General features: G+C 36.2%; 28 protein-coding genes and 1 pseudogene. 26 read left to right on the top strand and 3 right to left on the bottom strand.

What is annotated here, in order from left to right; genetic code table 11:
• Positions 1-166: 166 nt before the first annotated feature.
• Both PF026_RS07080 and PF026_RS07075 read left to right on the top strand, forming a co-directional pair.
• A complete protein-coding gene (locus PF026_RS07080; RefSeq protein ID WP_270864062.1) occupies positions 167-799 on the top strand; it encodes a M15 family metallopeptidase in 633 nt (210 codons plus the stop codon).
• Positions 800-926: 127 nt separating this feature from the next.
• Complete coding sequence (locus tag PF026_RS07075; RefSeq protein WP_270864061.1) at positions 927-1,526, top strand: hypothetical protein; 600 nt, start codon at positions 927-929, stop codon at positions 1,524-1,526.
• Here the strand turns inward: PF026_RS07075 and PF026_RS07070 are convergent, their stop codons facing one another.
• Positions 1,527-2,693: an AAA family ATPase gene (locus PF026_RS07070; RefSeq protein ID WP_270864060.1), complete on the bottom strand. Its 1,167-nt coding sequence runs from the start codon at positions 2,691-2,693 to the stop codon at positions 1,527-1,529.
• A gap of 235 nt (positions 2,694-2,928) precedes the next feature.
• Between PF026_RS07070 and rpsJ the strand changes: the two genes are divergently transcribed.
• The 23 genes and pseudogenes from rpsJ to infA all read left to right on the top strand — a co-directional run bounded on the left by rpsJ (position 2,929) and on the right by infA (position 13,611).
• Complete coding sequence (rpsJ, locus tag PF026_RS07065) at positions 2,929-3,240, top strand: 30S ribosomal protein S10 (RefSeq protein WP_270861114.1); 312 nt, start codon at positions 2,929-2,931, stop codon at positions 3,238-3,240.
• 10 nt (positions 3,241-3,250) lie between these two features.
• Positions 3,251-3,829 (top strand): 50S ribosomal protein L3, encoded by a 579-nt coding sequence (gene rplC / locus PF026_RS07060; RefSeq protein WP_270861115.1) that lies wholly within the window; start codon positions 3,251-3,253, stop codon positions 3,827-3,829.
• On the top strand, positions 3,826-4,440 hold the full coding sequence (gene rplD / locus PF026_RS07055; RefSeq protein WP_270861116.1) for a 50S ribosomal protein L4: 615 nt from the start codon (positions 3,826-3,828) through the stop codon (positions 4,438-4,440). The genes rplC and rplD overlap by 4 nt, the downstream gene beginning before the upstream one ends.
• A gap of 1 nt (position 4,441) precedes the next feature.
• Positions 4,442-4,723, top strand: coding sequence for a 50S ribosomal protein L23 (locus PF026_RS07050; protein WP_270861117.1), 282 nt, complete (start codon positions 4,442-4,444; stop codon positions 4,721-4,723).
• 1 nt (position 4,724) lies between these two features.
• Entirely contained in the window at positions 4,725-5,555 is an 831-nt protein-coding gene (rplB, locus tag PF026_RS07045; RefSeq protein WP_270861118.1) for a 50S ribosomal protein L2, read from the top strand.
• A 3-nt stretch (positions 5,556-5,558) separates the two neighbouring features.
• Positions 5,559-5,840: a 30S ribosomal protein S19 gene (rpsS, locus tag PF026_RS07040; protein WP_270861119.1), complete on the top strand. Its 282-nt coding sequence runs from the start codon at positions 5,559-5,561 to the stop codon at positions 5,838-5,840.
• Positions 5,841-5,850: 10 nt separating this feature from the next.
• Positions 5,851-6,162, top strand: a pseudogene (gene rplV, locus PF026_RS07035) (50S ribosomal protein L22); the annotation flags it as partial.
• A gap of 19 nt (positions 6,163-6,181) precedes the next feature.
• Positions 6,182-6,880 (top strand): 30S ribosomal protein S3, encoded by a 699-nt coding sequence (gene rpsC / locus PF026_RS07030; protein ID WP_270861120.1) that lies wholly within the window; start codon positions 6,182-6,184, stop codon positions 6,878-6,880.
• A gap of 2 nt (positions 6,881-6,882) precedes the next feature.
• Positions 6,883-7,308: a 50S ribosomal protein L16 gene (gene rplP, locus PF026_RS07025; RefSeq protein ID WP_270861121.1), complete on the top strand. Its 426-nt coding sequence runs from the start codon at positions 6,883-6,885 to the stop codon at positions 7,306-7,308.
• Positions 7,295-7,480 (top strand): 50S ribosomal protein L29, encoded by a 186-nt coding sequence (rpmC, locus tag PF026_RS07020; RefSeq protein WP_270861122.1) that lies wholly within the window; start codon positions 7,295-7,297, stop codon positions 7,478-7,480. The genes rplP and rpmC overlap by 14 nt, the downstream gene beginning before the upstream one ends.
• Positions 7,481-7,491: 11 nt before the next feature.
• Complete coding sequence (gene rpsQ / locus PF026_RS07015) at positions 7,492-7,743, top strand: 30S ribosomal protein S17 (protein ID WP_270861123.1); 252 nt, start codon at positions 7,492-7,494, stop codon at positions 7,741-7,743.
• Entirely contained in the window at positions 7,743-8,111 is a 369-nt protein-coding gene (rplN, locus tag PF026_RS07010) for a 50S ribosomal protein L14 (protein ID WP_270861124.1), read from the top strand. Before rpsQ ends, rplN begins: the two co-directional genes overlap by 1 nt.
• Positions 8,111-8,344, top strand: coding sequence for a 50S ribosomal protein L24 (rplX, locus tag PF026_RS07005; RefSeq protein WP_270861125.1), 234 nt, complete (start codon positions 8,111-8,113; stop codon positions 8,342-8,344). The genes rplN and rplX overlap by 1 nt, the downstream gene beginning before the upstream one ends.
• Positions 8,345-8,346: 2 nt before the next feature.
• Entirely contained in the window at positions 8,347-8,892 is a 546-nt protein-coding gene (rplE, locus tag PF026_RS07000) for a 50S ribosomal protein L5 (protein ID WP_270861126.1), read from the top strand.
• A gap of 1 nt (position 8,893) precedes the next feature.
• On the top strand, positions 8,894-9,079 hold the full coding sequence (locus PF026_RS06995; protein ID WP_270858565.1) for a type Z 30S ribosomal protein S14: 186 nt from the start codon (positions 8,894-8,896) through the stop codon (positions 9,077-9,079).
• Positions 9,080-9,088: 9 nt separating this feature from the next.
• The gene (gene rpsH, locus PF026_RS06990) at positions 9,089-9,484 is read left to right on the top strand and encodes a 30S ribosomal protein S8 (protein WP_270861127.1); all 396 of its coding nucleotides are present in this window, start codon (positions 9,089-9,091) and stop codon (positions 9,482-9,484) included.
• A gap of 81 nt (positions 9,485-9,565) precedes the next feature.
• Positions 9,566-10,102, top strand: a complete 537-nt coding sequence (gene rplF / locus PF026_RS06985; RefSeq protein ID WP_270861128.1) for a 50S ribosomal protein L6 — start codon at positions 9,566-9,568, stop codon at positions 10,100-10,102.
• 11 nt (positions 10,103-10,113) lie between these two features.
• Positions 10,114-10,470 carry a 50S ribosomal protein L18 gene (gene rplR / locus PF026_RS06980; RefSeq protein WP_270870475.1) on the top strand — a complete coding sequence of 119 codons (357 nt, stop codon included), beginning with the start codon at positions 10,114-10,116 and terminating at the stop codon, positions 10,468-10,470.
• Positions 10,471-10,486: 16 nt separating this feature from the next.
• Positions 10,487-10,930, top strand: coding sequence for a 30S ribosomal protein S5 (gene rpsE / locus PF026_RS06975; protein WP_270861130.1), 444 nt, complete (start codon positions 10,487-10,489; stop codon positions 10,928-10,930).
• A 10-nt stretch (positions 10,931-10,940) separates the two neighbouring features.
• Complete coding sequence (gene rplO, locus PF026_RS06970; RefSeq protein ID WP_270861131.1) at positions 10,941-11,342, top strand: 50S ribosomal protein L15; 402 nt, start codon at positions 10,941-10,943, stop codon at positions 11,340-11,342.
• Positions 11,342-12,607 (top strand): preprotein translocase subunit SecY, encoded by a 1,266-nt coding sequence (gene secY, locus PF026_RS06965; protein ID WP_270861132.1) that lies wholly within the window; start codon positions 11,342-11,344, stop codon positions 12,605-12,607. Before rplO ends, secY begins: the two co-directional genes overlap by 1 nt.
• A 1-nt stretch (position 12,608) precedes the next feature.
• Entirely contained in the window at positions 12,609-13,376 is a 768-nt protein-coding gene (gene map, locus PF026_RS06960) for a type I methionyl aminopeptidase (protein ID WP_270864058.1), read from the top strand.
• A 16-nt stretch (positions 13,377-13,392) separates the two neighbouring features.
• Positions 13,393-13,611: a translation initiation factor IF-1 gene (gene infA / locus PF026_RS06955; protein ID WP_005869854.1), complete on the top strand. Its 219-nt coding sequence runs from the start codon at positions 13,393-13,395 to the stop codon at positions 13,609-13,611.
• A 270-nt stretch (positions 13,612-13,881) separates the two neighbouring features.
• Here the strand turns inward: infA and PF026_RS06950 are convergent, their stop codons facing one another.
• On the bottom strand, positions 13,882-14,391 hold the full coding sequence (locus PF026_RS06950) for a GNAT family N-acetyltransferase (protein ID WP_270864057.1): 510 nt from the start codon (positions 14,389-14,391) through the stop codon (positions 13,882-13,884).
• A gap of 149 nt (positions 14,392-14,540) precedes the next feature.
• Here PF026_RS06950 and PF026_RS06945 point away from each other — a divergent pair, with 149 nt between their 5' ends.
• A complete protein-coding gene (locus tag PF026_RS06945) occupies positions 14,541-16,085 on the top strand; it encodes a succinate CoA transferase (RefSeq protein WP_270864056.1) in 1,545 nt (514 codons plus the stop codon).
• Between the two features lie 241 nt (positions 16,086-16,326).
• Here the strand turns inward: PF026_RS06945 and PF026_RS06940 are convergent, their stop codons facing one another.
• Positions 16,327-16,932 (bottom strand): lactate utilization protein, encoded by a 606-nt coding sequence (locus tag PF026_RS06940; RefSeq protein WP_270870476.1) that lies wholly within the window; start codon positions 16,930-16,932, stop codon positions 16,327-16,329.
• Positions 16,933-17,025: the final 93 nt, after the last annotated feature.

The raw sequence follows: 17,025 nt of genomic DNA, 5'->3' as shown, positions 1-17,025 counted from the left end.
ATTCACTTTTTATTGTCATTGCGAGAATTTACGAAGTAAATTCGAAGCAATCGCCAATGCTTAAATTTATTATTTGATTTTTGGAAAATTTAGGCTCATAGCTCAAAATTTTCAAAAACTCAGCTATAAAACGCTAAAATTAGCCAAATTTTATTTTAGGACGGTTATGAAAAAAATACTCTTACTCGTTTTATTGTCTATTTTGGCGTTTGGCAAAGAATTTTACACAGACACAAAAGAAGTTAGCGATCCAAACGACCTGTTGGTGGTCGTGAATAAATTTAACTATCTCCCAAAAGATTATAAGCCTAGTGATTTGATATATATAGACGGAGCGTATGGAAACAAAGTGCCTATAAGAAGCATTTTAAAAGATGATTTTTTAGTTCTACAAACGGCGGCAAAAAACGAAATCGGGATAAAACTAATGCCTACAACCGCATTTAGAGATCAAAATTTTCAAAAAACGCTTTACGATAAATATGTCAAAAAAGACGGCGTAAAAGCAGCCGATACTTACTCGGCAAGACCGGGATATTCAGAGCATCAAACGGGCTTAGCGATTGATTTAAAAAATATGGCACTTAAAAACGCAAGGCTTAGCGATGAAAACTATAAATGGCTAGAAGAAAACGCCCATAAATACGGCTTTATCGTGCGTTTTCCAAAAGGCAAAGAGCAGATCACTGGTTATAAATTTGAAAATTGGCACATTAGATATGTCGGCAAAAATGCAGCGAAAGAGATAATGGATAACAATTTAACGCTAGAAGAATATGTTGATTTGAATGCCAAATAAGGCAAAAAATTTCAAATTTAAATTTGTAAATTCTGGCAAAATTTGCGAATTTTTCTCACAATTTCCTAAAACTTTCAGTGAGACAAAAAAATGATATAATACTTCATTATAAATAGAAGGGTGCAATATGAACATATTGGGTTTAGTGATTGTTCTTGTGGTTTTTATAGTTCTTCTTGGATTGATGTTTCCGGAGCTTTTTGTTTATTATAAAGCAATTTTTGTCAAGCGAATTTTACCGATTATTGCGATAGGTTATTTAATTTTTTGGTTAAGCGATTTTCTCGGTAGCCCTATGACGGAGCATTATTTTGCTAATAATTATACTTTTGCAGTAAATACGGTCAAAAAATGTAAGACACTTGATACAATGTCCGAGAAAAAGCAAATTGAGTGTAAAAACGCAAAAAGCGTGGTTGAGCAAACAGATACTTTGTCGAAAAAAGCAGTTAGTGATTTTAAGGATATTTTTGCAGATTTGATGGATTATTATACTATGCACGGCGAATTTGCCCAAAATGTCAATGATATGACACAAAAAAATCCACAAATAGAGCTTTTTGGCGTCGAGTGTGCGTCGTTTGTAGTAGAAAATAAAAATGAAGTAGTGGCAAACATTTATAAAAAAACGGAAATTTGTGAGCTTACCTTTAAGGATAAAGAATTCAATCCAAACACTTATGAGCTTTCAAGCGGCGATAAAAAAGGCAAAATTATCGCAAAATAATCAAAGTCCAAGTGCGAACTGCGGAAACGGCACGACCTCGCACTTGATCCCTTCGATTTCAAGAGTGCCGGAATTCGCCATTGAAATTACGCTTAAACGGGTGATTTTAAGCCGTTTAAGTTCGCCGATGAGTTTTTTAAATTTTAAAAACACAATCTCACTTGCGCTAAACGGGATTGCTAAGACCCCTAAATTCCTGCTTGGTAGATAAAAATCCAAATCTTTCGTGTAAAAAATCGGCTCATTTAAATTTGCGATTTCGCAAAAAATCGCATTTATAAATTTTTTGGAAAAATCTTTTTTAAAGCTAAGCGCGTCTTTTAGGTTAAAATTCGACAAAAACAGCCTTTTTGCCGCCTTTTCATCGCCAAATTTGCTTACAAAATTTACAAAATTTTCATCTTCAAATTTCGCCACGCACCCGTAAATGCTGTCCTTTGAAATGCGAATTTGCTCTTTTAGGCTAAGATAAATTTTATTTGCGCTAAATGGCTGAGCGATAAATTCGCAGCACTCTTTTAAAACGGCGATTTCATTTTTATTTAGTGCCGATTTTAAGGCATTTTGCTCAGATGACATGATTTCGCTACCATTTAAAAATGAGTTTTTTGGTGTCCCGCCTTGCAAAAAAAATGCCGAAATAATGGCGTTTATGTCGGTTCTTCGTTTATCAAAGGCGATAAATTCTTCAAAGCAAAGCGGCGTTATTTTTACCTTTGTAAAACCTTGTAAATTTAGGCTATTTTTTCGCGTAGAAATTACTACGCTTCGCAAATTTACGATACTTTGTGGCGAATTTGGCGACGAATTTGGCAACGAATTTGAAAAAACCAAATTTAGTAAATTTTGCAAATGTAAAATTTCATTTTCGCTAAATTCGTCTAAATTATCCAAAAAAAGTGCCCCAATTTGCGAATTTTTTTCTAAAAATTCAAAAATTTTATCAAATTCAGTGTTTAAGCGTGTAAATTTGTAACGCAAATCAGCAAAATTTATATACAAAAATTCATCTTTTTTGAAATTTAAAATATACTCAGCTAAGATATAGCTTTTCCCGCTTCCCACACAACCAAAAAGTATCGTTTTTGGCGAATTTACCCCTTTTTTGCGTGGTATAAATTTTTGCACTTCCGGCGGATTTTCGTAAAAATATTTTAAATTTTGCATAAAAAATTATATTATTTTCCTTTTTAAAAGGAAATAAAAATTTATAAATTCATCAAAATTTATAAATTTTGAAAAAAATAGTTAAATATGCAAATTTTTCCTTTTAATAAGGAAAGAAATCTACTAAATTTATACAAATTCTTGACAAATTTGGGCTATATTTTATATAATCGCAGTCTTTTGTTACAAACAAAAGGTCGCGCGTTTGCGACAAGTTCTTTTTAAAGGAAAAAAGATGCAAAAAATCAGGTTAAAGCTAAAAGCTTATGACCATAGGGTTTTAGATCGCACAGTTGCAGCAATCGTAGAAGCTGTCAAAAGAACGGGTGCCGATGTGAGAGGTCCGGTTCCGATGCCTACAAAAATCAAACGCTACACAGTCTTAAAATCTCCACACATTAACAAAGATTCGAGAGAGCAGTTTGAGATGAAAATTCACGCTCGTATGCTAGATATCGTAGCAGCTACGCCTGATACGGTAGATTCGCTAACAAAACTTGACTTAGCTCCTGAGGTTAATGTCGAAGTGCGCGCGATGGGAAAATAAGGGGTAAGTGATGGAATATATCGTAGAAAAAATAGGTATGAGTAGAACTATCAGCAGAAGCAGCACTCCCGTAACGCTTTTGAAACTTATCAACACAAAAGTTTGCGAAGTTTGCGAAGGCGGAAAAGCAATCGTTGCTTATGCTAACGGCAAAGCTTACAATAAAGCAATCGCCGGTCAGCAAAAAAAATACAACCTAAGCAAAGAATTTAACAAATTTGCTACTATCTGCGTAGAAAATGCAGAAGTTGGCGATCAAAATTTGGAAGTTTTAGCGGGTGCAAAAATTATAAAAACAAGCTTTACTTCAAAAGGTAAAGGTTATCAAGGCGTTATGAAACGACACGGATTTTCAGGCGGTCCTAAATCACACGGTAGCCGTTTCCACAGAAGACACGGATCTATCGGTAACTGCGAATGGCCAGGACGCGTTCAACCAGGCATGAAAATGGCAGGACATACGGGAAATGAAAAAATCACCGTAAAAAATGAAATCGTTAGCTTCGATGCCGAAAACAAAATCTTAGTCGTAAAAGGTTCAGTTCCGGGATTTAACGGCGCAATGGGCAGAATAAGGATAGTAAAATGAGCAAAGTAAGTGTTCTTAATGAAAAATTAGAAAAAGCAAGCGAAATCGAACTTCCTGCAAAATATGCAGAAGTCAATCCGCACAATTTATACCTTTATGTAAAATCTTACCTTGCTTCACTTCGTGCAAATACGGCACAAACCAAAGGTCGTTCAGAAGTCAGCGGAGGCGGTAAAAAACCTTGGAGACAAAAAGGTAGAGGCGGCGCAAGAGCAGGTTCAACAAGAACAAATGTTTGGGTTGGCGGAGCTGTTGCATTTGGTCCTACGACAGATAGAAACTATGAGCAAAAAGTCAATAAAAAACAAAAAAGATTGGCTCTTGAATTTGCACTTAACGAAAAAGCTGAAAACGGCAAATTTTTCGTTACAGATAGCCTAGAAATTTCAAGCGGAAAAACAAAAGACGCTAGTGAATTTATCAAAAAACTAGGCGTAAGAGATGCTTTAATAGTTAAAAACGAACTAGATAGCAAAACTTTACTAGCTTATAGAAACCTAGCAAACTGCTATGTTATCGACGCTAGTGAAATCAATGCTTATTTGGTTGCGGTTTATAGTGCGGTTATCGTTGAAAAAGCGGCACTAGATTCAATAGTGAAAGAGGGCTAAAATGGCAGATATAACAGATATTAAAACAATTCTTTACACAGAAAAATCACTTGGTCTTCAAGAACAAGGTGTTGTTGTTATTCAAACAAGCCCTAGTATGACAAAAAACGGTTTAAAAGCTGTGTTAAAAGACTATTTTGGAATCACTCCATTAAGAGTAAATTCTCTTAGAATGGACGGAAAAGTTAAAAGATTTAGAGGAAGAATCGGCGTAAGAAATGATTTTAAGAAATTCTATGTCAAGCTTCCTGAGGGTGCGACCCTAGAAAGTGCGGAGGCATAAGATGGCGATAAAATCATATAAACCATATACTCCTAGTAGAAGATTTATGACAGGCATTAGCAGTGAAGATATTACTGCAAAAGCTAGTGTTAGAAGTCTGCTTGTGAAAATTCCTGCCTCGTCAGGTAGAAACAATCACGGCAGAATCACAAGTCGTCATAAAGAAGCAGGTGCTAAAAAACTTTACAGAATTATCGATTTTAAAAGAACAAAATTCGGTGTTCCTGGTAAAGTAGAGGCTATCGAATACGATCCAAATAGAAATTGTAGAATCGCTTTGATTTCTTATGCTGATGGCGAAAAAAGATATATCATCAAACCAAGCGAACTAAAAGTTGGCGATGTTATCGCTTCTGCCGAAGCAGGTTTAGATATAAAACCAGGCAATGCAATGAAAATGAAAAGCATTCCTGTGGGAACGATTTTGCACAATATCGAGTTGAAGCCTGGCAAAGGCGCTCAAATGGCTAGATCAGCAGGCGGTTATGCTCAACTTATGGGTAAAGAAGAAAAATATGTAATTTTAAGACTTCCAAGCGGTGAGATGAGAAGAGTTTTGGCTGAGTGTATGGCTACTATCGGCGTTGTCGGCAACGAAGATTGGGCAAATGTTACACTTGGTAAAGCAGGACGAAATCGCCACAGAGGAATTCGCCCTCAAACAAGAGGTTCAGCGATGAACCCAGTTGATCACCCGCACGGTGGTGGTGAAGGCAAGAAAAATTCAGGTCGTCACCCAGTAACTCCATGGGGCAAACCAACAAAAGGTGCGAAAACTCGTCGTAAAAAAGCAAGTGATAAGCTTATAATTTCTAGAAGGAAAGGAAAATAAAAGATGGCTAGATCGCTAAAAAAAGGTCCTTTCGTAGATGATCATGTAATGAAAAAAGTTGTTGCAGCAAAAAAAGCTAATGATAATAAGCCGATCAAAACTTGGTCAAGACGCAGCACAATCGTGCCTGAGATGATTGGACTAACATTTAATGTTCATAACGGAAAAAGTTTTATTCCTGTTTATGTTACAGAACACCACATCGGTTATAAATTAGGTGAGTTTGCTCCAACTAGAACTTTTAAAGGCCACAAAGGCTCAGTTCAAAAGAAAATCGGTAAATAAGGGGAAATAAATGAGTAAATCAACTATTAAATTTGTTCGCCTTTCACCGACTAAGGCAAGACTTATCGCAAAACAAGTTCAAGGCATGAACGCTGAATTTGCACTTGCAACTTTGGAATTTACTCCAAATCGCGGTGCAAAATATATCGCTACTGCGATTTCAAGCGCAGTTGCAAACGGCGGTTTTGAACCAGAAGAAGTTATAGTAAAAAGTTGTCGCGTTGATGCAGGTCCTGTGCTAAAAAGATTTAGACCAAGAGCAAGAGGAACAGCAAGTAGAATAAGAAAACCAACTTCACACATTAGCGTTGAAGTAGCTAAACCAAGTAAGGAAGCATAATATGGGACAAAAAGTTAATCCGATTGGCCTAAGATTAGGCATAAATAGAAACTGGGAATCAAGATGGTTTCCTTCAAAAGCTACGCTTCCTGAAAGTATCGGCGAAGACTACAAAATTCGCAAATTCTTAAAAGCGAAGCTTTACTATGCAGGAATCAATCAAATTTTGATTGAAAGAACTGCTAAAAAAATTCGTGTTACTATCGTTGCGGCTAGACCGGGAATTATCATCGGTAAAAAAGGTAGCGAAGTAGAGAATTTGAAAAACGAAGTAGTTGCTTTGGTTAATAAAGATGTAACAATCAATATTAAAGAAGAGAGAAAAGCAGGAAGTTCAGCTCAACTAGCAGCAGAAAATGTTGCTATGCAACTAGAACGCCGTGTTGCATTTAGACGCGCTATGAAAAAAGTTATTCAAGGTGCGCAAAAAGCAGGTGCAAAAGGTATTAAAATTTCAGTTGCAGGTCGTTTAGGTGGTGCTGAAATGGCAAGAACCGAGTGGTATTTAGAAGGTAGAGTTCCGCTTCATACACTAAGAGCTAGAATCGATTATGGCTTTGCAGAAGCACACACTACTTACGGAAATATCGGCGTAAAAGTATGGATTTTCAAAGGCGAAGTTCTTCAAAAAGGAATTCAAGCTGAAAAATCAGAAGAAAATGCGCCTAAAAAACCACGCAGATCAAGAAGGGGTAAATAGTCATGTTGATGCCTAAAAGAACAAAATATCGCAAAATGATGAAAGGTCGCAATCGCGGCTATGCAACAAGAGGAAATCAACTAAGTTATGGCGAATTTGGTATTAAAGCTGTTGAAGCAGGTAGAATAAATTCACGCCAAATCGAAGCAGCTCGTGTTGCTATGACTCGTTTTGTTAAAAGACAAGCAAAAATTTGGATTACAGTATTCCCTGATAAACCGCTTACTAAAAAACCTCTTCAAACTCGTATGGGTAAAGGTAAAGCAGGTGTTGAAGAGTGGGTTATGAATATCAAACCGGGAAGAATTATATTTGAAATGACCGGTGTTAGTGAAGAAGTAGCTAGACAAGCTCTTACACTTTCTATTCACAAATTGCCGTTTAAGACAAAAATCGTAACGAGGGAAAGTGAAAATGAACTATACTGAGTTGAAAGATAAAAATTTGAGCGAATTAAACGCTATGTTAAAAGAAAAAAAGGTGCTTTTGTTTGAACTTAGACAAAAGCTAAAAACTATGCAGCTAACTAACCCAAATGAAATTCGTGCGGTTAAAAAAGAGATCGCACAGATCAATACTGCAATTAGTGCAATGAAATAAGGGGTGGAATTATGGCATTTAAAAGAGAAATTCAAGGCGTAGTTCTTAAAAAAGCGGGCGATAAAACCGCAACTATTTTGGTAGAAAGAAGAGTTATTCATCCAAGATATAGAAAAATCGTAAAAAGATTTAAAAAATATCTTGTTCATGATGAAAATAATGTAGTAAATATCGGTGATACGATTTCAGCAGTTGAGTGCAGACCACTAAGTGCTAGAAAATCATTCCGCCTAAAAGCAGTTTTGAAAGCAGGAGTTGAATAATGATACAAAGTTTTACAAGACTAGCAGTAGCCGACAATAGCGGTGCAAAAGAACTTATGTGTATTAAAGTTCTTGGCGGAAGTAAAAGAAGATATGCTACAATCGGCGATATTATCGTTTGTAGCGTTAAAAAAGCACTTCCAAACGGAAAAATTAAAAGAGGTCAAGTTGTAAAAGCTGTTGTAGTTAGAACTACAAAAGAAATTCACAGAGAAAATGGATCGCTAATCAGATTTGACGAAAATGCAGCTGTTATCTTAGATAACAAAAAAGAGCCTATCGGAACTCGTATTTTCGGACCTGTTGGTCGTGAAGTTAGATATAGCGGTTTTATGAAAATCGTATCTCTTGCTCCGGAGGTTTTATAATGGCAACCAAATTTAAAATTAAAAAAGGCAATGAAGTAAAAATCATTGCAGGAGACGATAAAGGTAAAACAGGCGTTGTAAAAGCTGTTTATCCTAAAAAAGGTCAAGTTATCGTTGAGGGTTGTAAAATGGCTAAAAAAGCAATCAAACCTAGCGAAAAAAATCCAAACGGCGGATTTGTAAATAAAGAGATGCCGATTGATATTTCAAATGTAGCATTGATCGAGGGTTAATTATGAGTAGATTACAAGAACAATATAACGAAAAAATTAAACCTGCTTTGGTTAAGGAATTTGACATAAAAAATCCTATGCTAATCCCTGCACTTGAAAAAGTAGTTATCAGTGTGGGTGCTGGCGAATCAAGCAAAGATCAAAAAGTGTTGCAAAATATGGCAGATACTATATCTTTGATTGCAGGTCAAAAAGCACTTATTACAAATGCTAAAAAATCTGTTGCAGGTTTTAAGGTTAGAGAAGGCTTTCCTGTTGGTATAAAAGTTACACTAAGAAAAGAGCAAATGTATGCGTTTTTAGATAAACTAATTACAATTGCTTTGCCAAGAGTTAAAGATTTTAGAGGCGTTCCAAGAGATGGATTTGATGGAAGAGGAAATTATAACTTCGGTTTAAACGAACAACTAATGTTCCCGGAAGTTGAGTATGATAAAATTTTAAGAACTCACGGTATGAATATAACAATCGTAACTACAACAAACAGCGACAAAGAGGCGTTTAAATTGCTAGAACTATTTGGCATGCCTTTTGCGAAAGGAAAGTAAGATGGCAAAAAAATCAATGATAGCTAAGGCAAAACGCCCTGCTAAATTCAGCTCTCGTGCATATACAAGATGCCAAATTTGCGGAAGACCGCACTCTGTTTATAGAGATTTTGGAATTTGCCGTGTATGTTTAAGAAAAATGGCTAATGAAGGTTTGATCCCAGGCCTTAAAAAAGCAAGTTGGTAAGGAAAAGTTATGATAAATGATTTGATTTCAGACGGACTAACTCGTATCAGAAATGCCGCTATGAGAAGACTTGATACAACCAAGCTTCTCCACTCAAAAGTTGTTGAAGCAACTTTGAGTATTTTGGCTGCAAAAGGTTATATCGAAAGCTACAATGTTGTTGAAGAAAACAACAAAAAATTCATCAATGTTGTGCTTAAATATGATGAACGAGGCAGAAGCGTAATTAACGAAATAAAAAGAGTTTCAAAACCGGGAAGACGCGTTTATCAAGGTAAAGATGAGATAAAAAGATTTAAAAACGGTTACGGAACTATTATCGTTAGCACAAGCAAAGGCGTTATGAGCGGTATCGAAGCAAGTAAAGCCGGTGTTGGCGGCGAAGTGCTTTGCACTATTTGGTAAGATTAGTTTCTACTTTTTTATGGTATTGTGGTATCCATTCGTAAAAGTAGTCATACCCTAGACAAGTAAAGAAGGAAAGATATGTCAAGAATAGGAAAACAACCTGTAACTATTCCAAACGGAGTAGAGGTTAAATTTGAAGGTTCTGCGCTTAAATTTAAAAAAGGAAATAGCGTAAAAGAACTAGACTTGAAAAATCAAGTTGATGTAAAAATAGAAGACGGAAAAGTTGTATTTTCACCAAAAGGCGAAGATAGACAAAGTAGAGCATATTGGGGAACTTATAGAGCCCTAACAAACAACATTATCGTTGGTTTGACTGACGGCTTTACTAGACAACTTGAAATCAACGGCGTTGGTTATAAAGCGGCTATGAAAGGTAAAGTTTTAGAGCTAAGTCTAGGTTTTTCTCATGTTATAAATTATGAAGCTCCGCAAGGAATCGAAATTTCAGTTGAGAAAAATATCATCACAATCAAAGGCTCAGACAAACAACAAGTAGGTCAAGTAGCTGCTGAGGTTAGAGGTTTTAGACCGCCTGAACCATACAAAGGTAAAGGTGTTAAATATGTCGAAGAACGCATTATCCGCAAAGCCGGTAAAACATCTAAGAAATAAGGGTTAAGACAATGACAGCAAATGTATTAAAAAGAAAACTTTCTTTAAGAATCAAAAGAAAAAGAAGAATTAGAGCAAACATTTCAGGTTGCCCTGCTTGCCCAAGAATTTCTATTTTCAAATCAAACAGAACAATCTATGTTCAAGCGATTGATGATGTTAATGGTAGCACAATCTGTGCAAGTAGCGGAAAATCTTTAAATTTAAAAGCAAATAAAGCAGGTGCGACTGAACTTGCGAAAGATTTTGCGGCAAAATTAAAAGATAAAAAAATCGAGCAAGGTGTTTTTGACAGAAACGGCTATTTGTATCACGGCGTAGTTGCAGCTTTTGCTGATGCGTTAAGAGAAAACGGAATTAAACTATAACCCAAAGGAAATGATGATGGAAAAATATAACAGAGAAGAATTCGAAGAAGTAATCGTCAATATCGGCAGGGTTACAAAAGTCGTAAAGGGCGGTAGAAGATTTAGATTTACAGCTCTTGTTGTTGTCGGAAACAGAAACGGACTAGTAGGATACGGATTTGGTAAATCAAAAGAAGTTCCTGATGCTATCAAAAAAGCCGTAGATGACGCTTTTAAAAACATTATTGATGTTAAGTTAAAAGGTTCAACTATATCTCACGATATAGAAGTTAAATACAATGCAAGTAGAATTCTACTAAAACCGGCTAGCGAAGGTACCGGCGTTATCGCAGGTGGTTCTGTTCGCCCTGTTTTAGAACTTGCAGGTATCAAAGATATTTTGACAAAATCACTTGGATCAAATAACTCATCAAATGTTGTAAGAGCTACAATGAAAGCTCTTAGTATGCTAAAAAATTAAAGGATAGATGATGGGACTTGAAAATTTACAAAAAGCCGCTGGTTCAACTAAAAAAACAAAAAGAATTGGTCGCGGTCAAGGAAGCGGTTGGGGCAAAACTGCTACAAAAGGCGGTAAAGGTCAAACTGCAAGAAAAGGTTATAACGAAAAAAGAGGTTTTGAAGGCGGACAACAACCGCTTCAAAGAAGACTACCAAAAGTAGGTTTTGCTTCTAAATTTGAAAAACCTTATGTTATAAATGTTGAGAAAATTTCAGCCGTTAAAGAGTTAAGCGAGATTACATTTGAGACTATCGCAAGTGTTCATAAATTCTCTAACAGCGTGAAAAAAATCAAACTAATAGGTGCAAGTGCAAAAGATCTTGCTTCAAAAATCAAAGATGAGAAAATAGTTACAAGCGGACAAAAATAATGAAAAATCCATTACTCAACAAGATACTCATTACATTGGGTTTTTTGCTTGCTTTTAGGCTACTGGCTTATGTTCCGGTGCCCGGAGTAGATGTTGAGGTCGTAAAGGAATTTTTTAAAAATAATAGCGATAATGCACTAGGCATGTTTAATATGTTCAGCGGTAAGGCCGCTGAACGATTGAGCGTTATTTCGCTCGGTATTATGCCTTACATTACCGCTTCTATTATTATGGAGCTTCTTGCGGCTACATTTCCGAATTTAGGCAAGTTAAAAAAAGAGCGAGACGGAATGCAAAAATATATGCAAATTATCCGTTATGCAACAATCGCAATTACAATAGTTCAGTCAATAGGCGTTAGTATCGGTTTGCAAAGTCTAACAGGAAATAACGGCGCACCTGCCATTATGACTGAGAATTCAAATGAATTTATATTTATTTCTTGCGTTTCGATGCTTGCAGGAACTATGCTACTTATGTGGATAGGCGAACAAATCACTCAAAGAGGTATCGGAAACGGAACAAGTTTAATCATTTTTGCAGGTATTGTTAGTGCTATTCCTGCTGCTATTGGCGGCACTGTAAATTTAGTAAATACAGGCGAAATGAATTTCTTGGTTTTATTCTTAATTTTATTAATCGTTCTAGCAACCGTCGGCATTATTATCTATGTCGAGCTTGGCGAGAGAAGAATTCCTATTTCGTATTCTAGAAAAGTGATTATGCAAAATCAAAATAAAAGGATAATGAACTATATCCCTATCAAGTTAAATTTAAGCGGTGTTATTCCGCCGATTTTCGCGAGTGCGGTCTTGATGTTTCCTAGCACGATTTTACAAGCTAGCACAAATCCGTATATCCAAAAAATCAACGACTTTTTAAGTCCAAGTGGATATTTTTTCAACTTTTTAACTTTTGTTTTGGTTGTATTTTTTGCATATTTTTACGCTTCGATTGCGTTTAACTCAAAAGATATTAGCGAAAATCTCAAAAAACAAGGTGGTTTTGTTCCCGGAATTCGCCCGGGAGAAGGAACGGCGACATATCTAAATGATATTGCAAGTCGTTTGACATTTTGGGGTTCGATTTATTTGGGTTTAGTAACCGTTATTCCATGGCTATTAGTTAAATTTATGGGCGTTCCGTTTTATTTCGGCGGAACAAGCGTTTTGATCGTTGTATCTGTTGCGCTTGATACTATGAGAAGAATCGAAGCTCAAATTTATATGAATAAATATCAAACTTTAAGCGCGGTAGGCTTATAAAATGGCAATCACGCTAAAAAACGCAAAAGACATCGAGGGCTTACGAGCAGCGAATAAAATCGTCGCTGCCGCCCTTGATTACGCAGAAGAGTTTTTAAAACCGGGTATGAGTTTGCTCGAAGTCGATAAAAAAATCGACGAATTTATTACAGCCAAAGGTGCATATCCTGCGTTTAAAGGACTTTACGGCTTTCCAAATGCTGCTTGTTTATCACTAAATGAAGTTATAATTCACGGAATTCCTGATAATACCATTTTAAAAGAAGGCGATATACTAGGTGTCGATGTCGGAAGCAAACTAAACGGCTATTACGGCGATAGCGCACGAACCTTTCCTATCGGTCAAATTTCAAAAGAAGATGAAGATTTGATTGCGTGTAGTAAGGACGCTCTTTATCATGCGATTGATTTTATAAAGGTCGGTATGCACTTTAAAGAAGTTTGCTTCGAGCTTGAAAAATTTATAAAATCACGCGGTTTTGTGCCGCTAATTGGCTTTTGCGGTCATGGAATCGGAAAAAAACCGCACGAAGAGCCTGAAATTCCAAACTACTTAGAAGGTAATAACCCAAAAGCGGGTCCAAAAATCAAGAATGGTATGGTTTTTTGCATTGAGCCGATGATTTGCCAAAAAGACGGCACGGCAGTAATCGCAAAAGACAAATGGACAACAACGGCAAAAGACGGGCTTAGAACTAGCCATTATGAGCATTGTTTGGCGGTTGTGAATAATAAAGTCGAAATTTTAAGCAAAAGCTTGAAAGATTAAAAAAGGAGAGAATTTAATGGCAAAAGATGATGTCATTGAGATTGACGGAAATGTAATCGAGGCGTTGCCAAATGCGACATTTAAGGTCGAGCTTGATAATAAGCATGTGATTTTGTGTCATATCGCAGGAAAAATGCGTATGCACTATATTAAAATTATGCCGGGCGATCGCGTCAAAGTCGAGCTTACGCCATACAGCTTAGATAAAGGTAGAATTACTTATCGCTATAAATAATTTTTTATAATTCCCCGAGCCTGAACGGATTAAGGCGTAAATTTAAGTGGTTCATTCGCTCACTACCGACAAGGTAGCTTCGCTTTTAACCACTTAAATTTACGCCTTACTACGCCTATCCCGTCTTGAATATTTCTTTTGTAATTGAATTATTTTTCTAAATTTTAGCGAGATTGTCGGCATACGCAGTTTAAATTTAGCATTGAATTATTTTTCTAAATTTTAGCGAGATTGTTGCATTAAATTTGCTTTTGTTGTCATTAAATTTAATCAAATTAACTCTATATAATGCGGAATTATATCTTCATAAATGCCGTTTTTATTTAAAAAACCACCCTTAATCACGCCAAGTTTGGTAAATCCTAATTTTTCATAAAGTCTTAGCGCCACTTTGTTGTTTGCGACAACGGCGTTAAACTGCATAATGCGAAAACCAAGCTCTTTCGCTTTTGTAAGGCTATGACGAACTAAAATCTCGCCCACGCCCTTACCACGGGTATTTTTAGCCACACCATAACTTGCATTTGCGATATGAGCACACCTACCGACATTATTTGGGTGCAAGATATAAAGTCCCAAAATTTCGCCCTTTTTATCTGAATTTGCACCAGTTTCAACCGCAACTCCAACAAAACTTTGAGAAGAGAAAAACTTAAATCCGCTATTTTTATCTAAAAGCTCAGTTTGCGGAAAGGCAACGCCATTTTCGACCACTTCGTTCCAAATTTGGATTATAAATTTAATGTCATTTTGTCTAAATTCACGCACTTTTATACTCATTTATTACCTTGTAAAATTTTGTTAATATTGATGAATTATGAATTTTACAGAATTTAGGTTTAATTTGGTTTTAAAATTTTTTCTCGTAGGATAATCACAGCAAAAAAATATTATAATGCAAATTTAATTAAAATTTAGCAGGAGTAAAAGTGGGCATTAGTTACGAAAAATTTGAAGTTTCGGACACAAGCAGAGTTAAAAATAAAGAGTATTTAAAAAAAGTCATTTCAGCCACAGAGGCTGTCAATTTAATTCCGCACGGAGCGTTGATTGGTTTTGGAGGTTTTGTGGGTGCCGGTGCTCCAATCGTAGTGCCTATGGCATTAGCCCAAAGAGCAGAAAAACTTCACGCCGATGGCAAAGAATTTCAAATCAAAGCACTAACAGGGGCTTCAACTGATCCAAATTTAGACGGCGTTTTAGCAAGAGCTGGTGCCGTTAGTTTTAGAGCGCCTTTTAATACAGATAAAGATATGCGAATAGCAGTAAATTCAAATAAAACTAAATATATGGATATTCATCTTTCATCATTGGCTCAGTATGCTGAATCTGGGTTTTTTGGAGAAATGGATTTTGCTATTGTTGAGATTTCTGGCATTACAGAAGATGGAAAGTTGATACCATCGACTTCGGTGGGTAATGCGCAAAATTGGCTAAATATTGCCAAAAAAGTTATTTTAGAAGTAAATATTTCTCAGCCATTGGAATTAGAAAAACTGCACGATATTGCCGTTTTGGCTCGTTCGCCGTATCAAAAAGAAATAGCTATCAATGAAGTAGGAGATCGCATCGGCACTCCATACCTAAGCGTAGATCCAGATAAAGTCGTAGCAGTAGTAGTAGCAAACACTCCTGATCGTGTTAATAAATTTACTCCACTAGATGAAATTTCAATCGCAATCGGAGATAATGTCGTTAAATTTTTTGAAAATGAAGTAAAAGCTGGAAGGTTGCCAAAAGATACTCTCTTGCCTTTACAATCAGGTGTAGGAAATATTCCAAATGCCGTTTTGGCCGCATTAAAAAAAGCATCTTATAAAAAGTTAAATTTTTATACCGAAGTTATCCAAGATGGACTTTTAGAGCTTATAAAAGAAGGCATTGCTGACACCGTCAGCTCAGCTTCATTATACCTTAGTTTTGAAGCTACGCAAGACTTCCGCGAAAACATTAACTTCTACTCCAAACACATAGTCCTTCGCCCACAAGAACTTTCAAATAACCCGGAAGTCATAAGAAGACTTGGTGTAATAGCAATGAACGGAATGCTAGAAGCCGACATTTACGGAAATGTAAATTCGACAAATGTTATGGGAACACAGATGATGAACGGCATAGGCGGAAGCGGTGATTTTGCAAGAAATGGTTATATTTCTATATTCCTTACGCCATCAACTGCAAAAGGCGGAGCAATAAGCTCAATCGTTCCTTTTGTAAGCCATGTCGATCACACAGAACACGATACAATGGTAATAGTTAGCGAATATGGTTATGCAGATTTGCGTGGTAAAAGTCCAAGAGAAAGAGCAAAAGAGATGATAAAAATCGCTCACCCTGATTACAGAGAAGCTTTGCAAGATTATTTTGATAGAGCTTGTGCTAATGAAAAAGCAGGTCATACGCCACATATTTTAAGCGAAGCGCTATCTTGGCATGATAGATTTAATAAAACAGGAAGTATGAAAAAGGCGTAGGCTTTTTAAGTTGAAACTAGCCTAGCTTTTAATTCCCCAAGCTTGACGGATTTACGCACAAATTTAGTCAATTTCATCGCTTATTACCGCCAAAGGTAACTTCGCTCGAAACTGACTAAATTTGTGCGTAACTACGCCTATCTTGTCTTGAATATTTTTAGCTAATTAAATAAATTTAAAAATCTTATTTCAAGCGTTGCAATGCATTTATTAAATTCCGCACTTTTGGCAATTACAAAATTTAAAATCCCAAATTTTCATCTATCAAAACTACTTCGTATTCACAGCCGTTTGGCGGATAATAAAACACGCTAAAACCGCGACAAATTCGCTCTTTGCTCTTGCAATCATAGCATTTATCGCCGTTTAATACGCACGGAGTTTTCACGCCAAATCTATTTGCGTTTTTGACCGCAGCCACATTTCTAGCCCTACTCATCGCACTATCAAAATCAGGTGCGATTTTGTTTTTACCGATGATAAAATAAACCTTTTTGTGCCCGTAGCAAAGTGCGCCTATGCGGTTTCCTGTGCCGTCAATATTGATAATTTCGCCACCCTCAGAAACGCCGTTGGCTGACGAGATGTAAATATCGGTCGTAAGGGCGATTTTACGCGTCTCATCGGCACTTAAATTTTTATCAAGCACCCAGTGCCAGTATGTGTCGTTGTGCGAATTTAGAGCTTCATAAAGCCCCATTTCTTTGATACTCATCGAGCCGCCAAAGCCCACGCTTACGCCATTTATTTGCAAATTTAAATACTGCGTCGCTTTTTCTTTGTTTTCAAAAACACTAACTTTGTAGCCTAATTTTTCTAAATTTTTAGCTGTTTTTTCAATATCCATTTTTAGCCTTTCAAATTTGACAAATTCTATCAAAAAATTAATGAATTTTTCAAAATTTAGACTAAACTTGTTTTGTAAATTTTTTGATTTATC

The sequence above is a fragment of the Campylobacter sp. CS_NA3 genome, from assembly GCF_027797495.1.
Taxonomy (GTDB): Bacteria; Campylobacterota; Campylobacteria; order Campylobacterales; family Campylobacteraceae; genus Campylobacter_B.
Note: the sequence above shows the minus strand (reverse complement) of the source record. Positions and strands in the feature narration are given on the sequence as shown.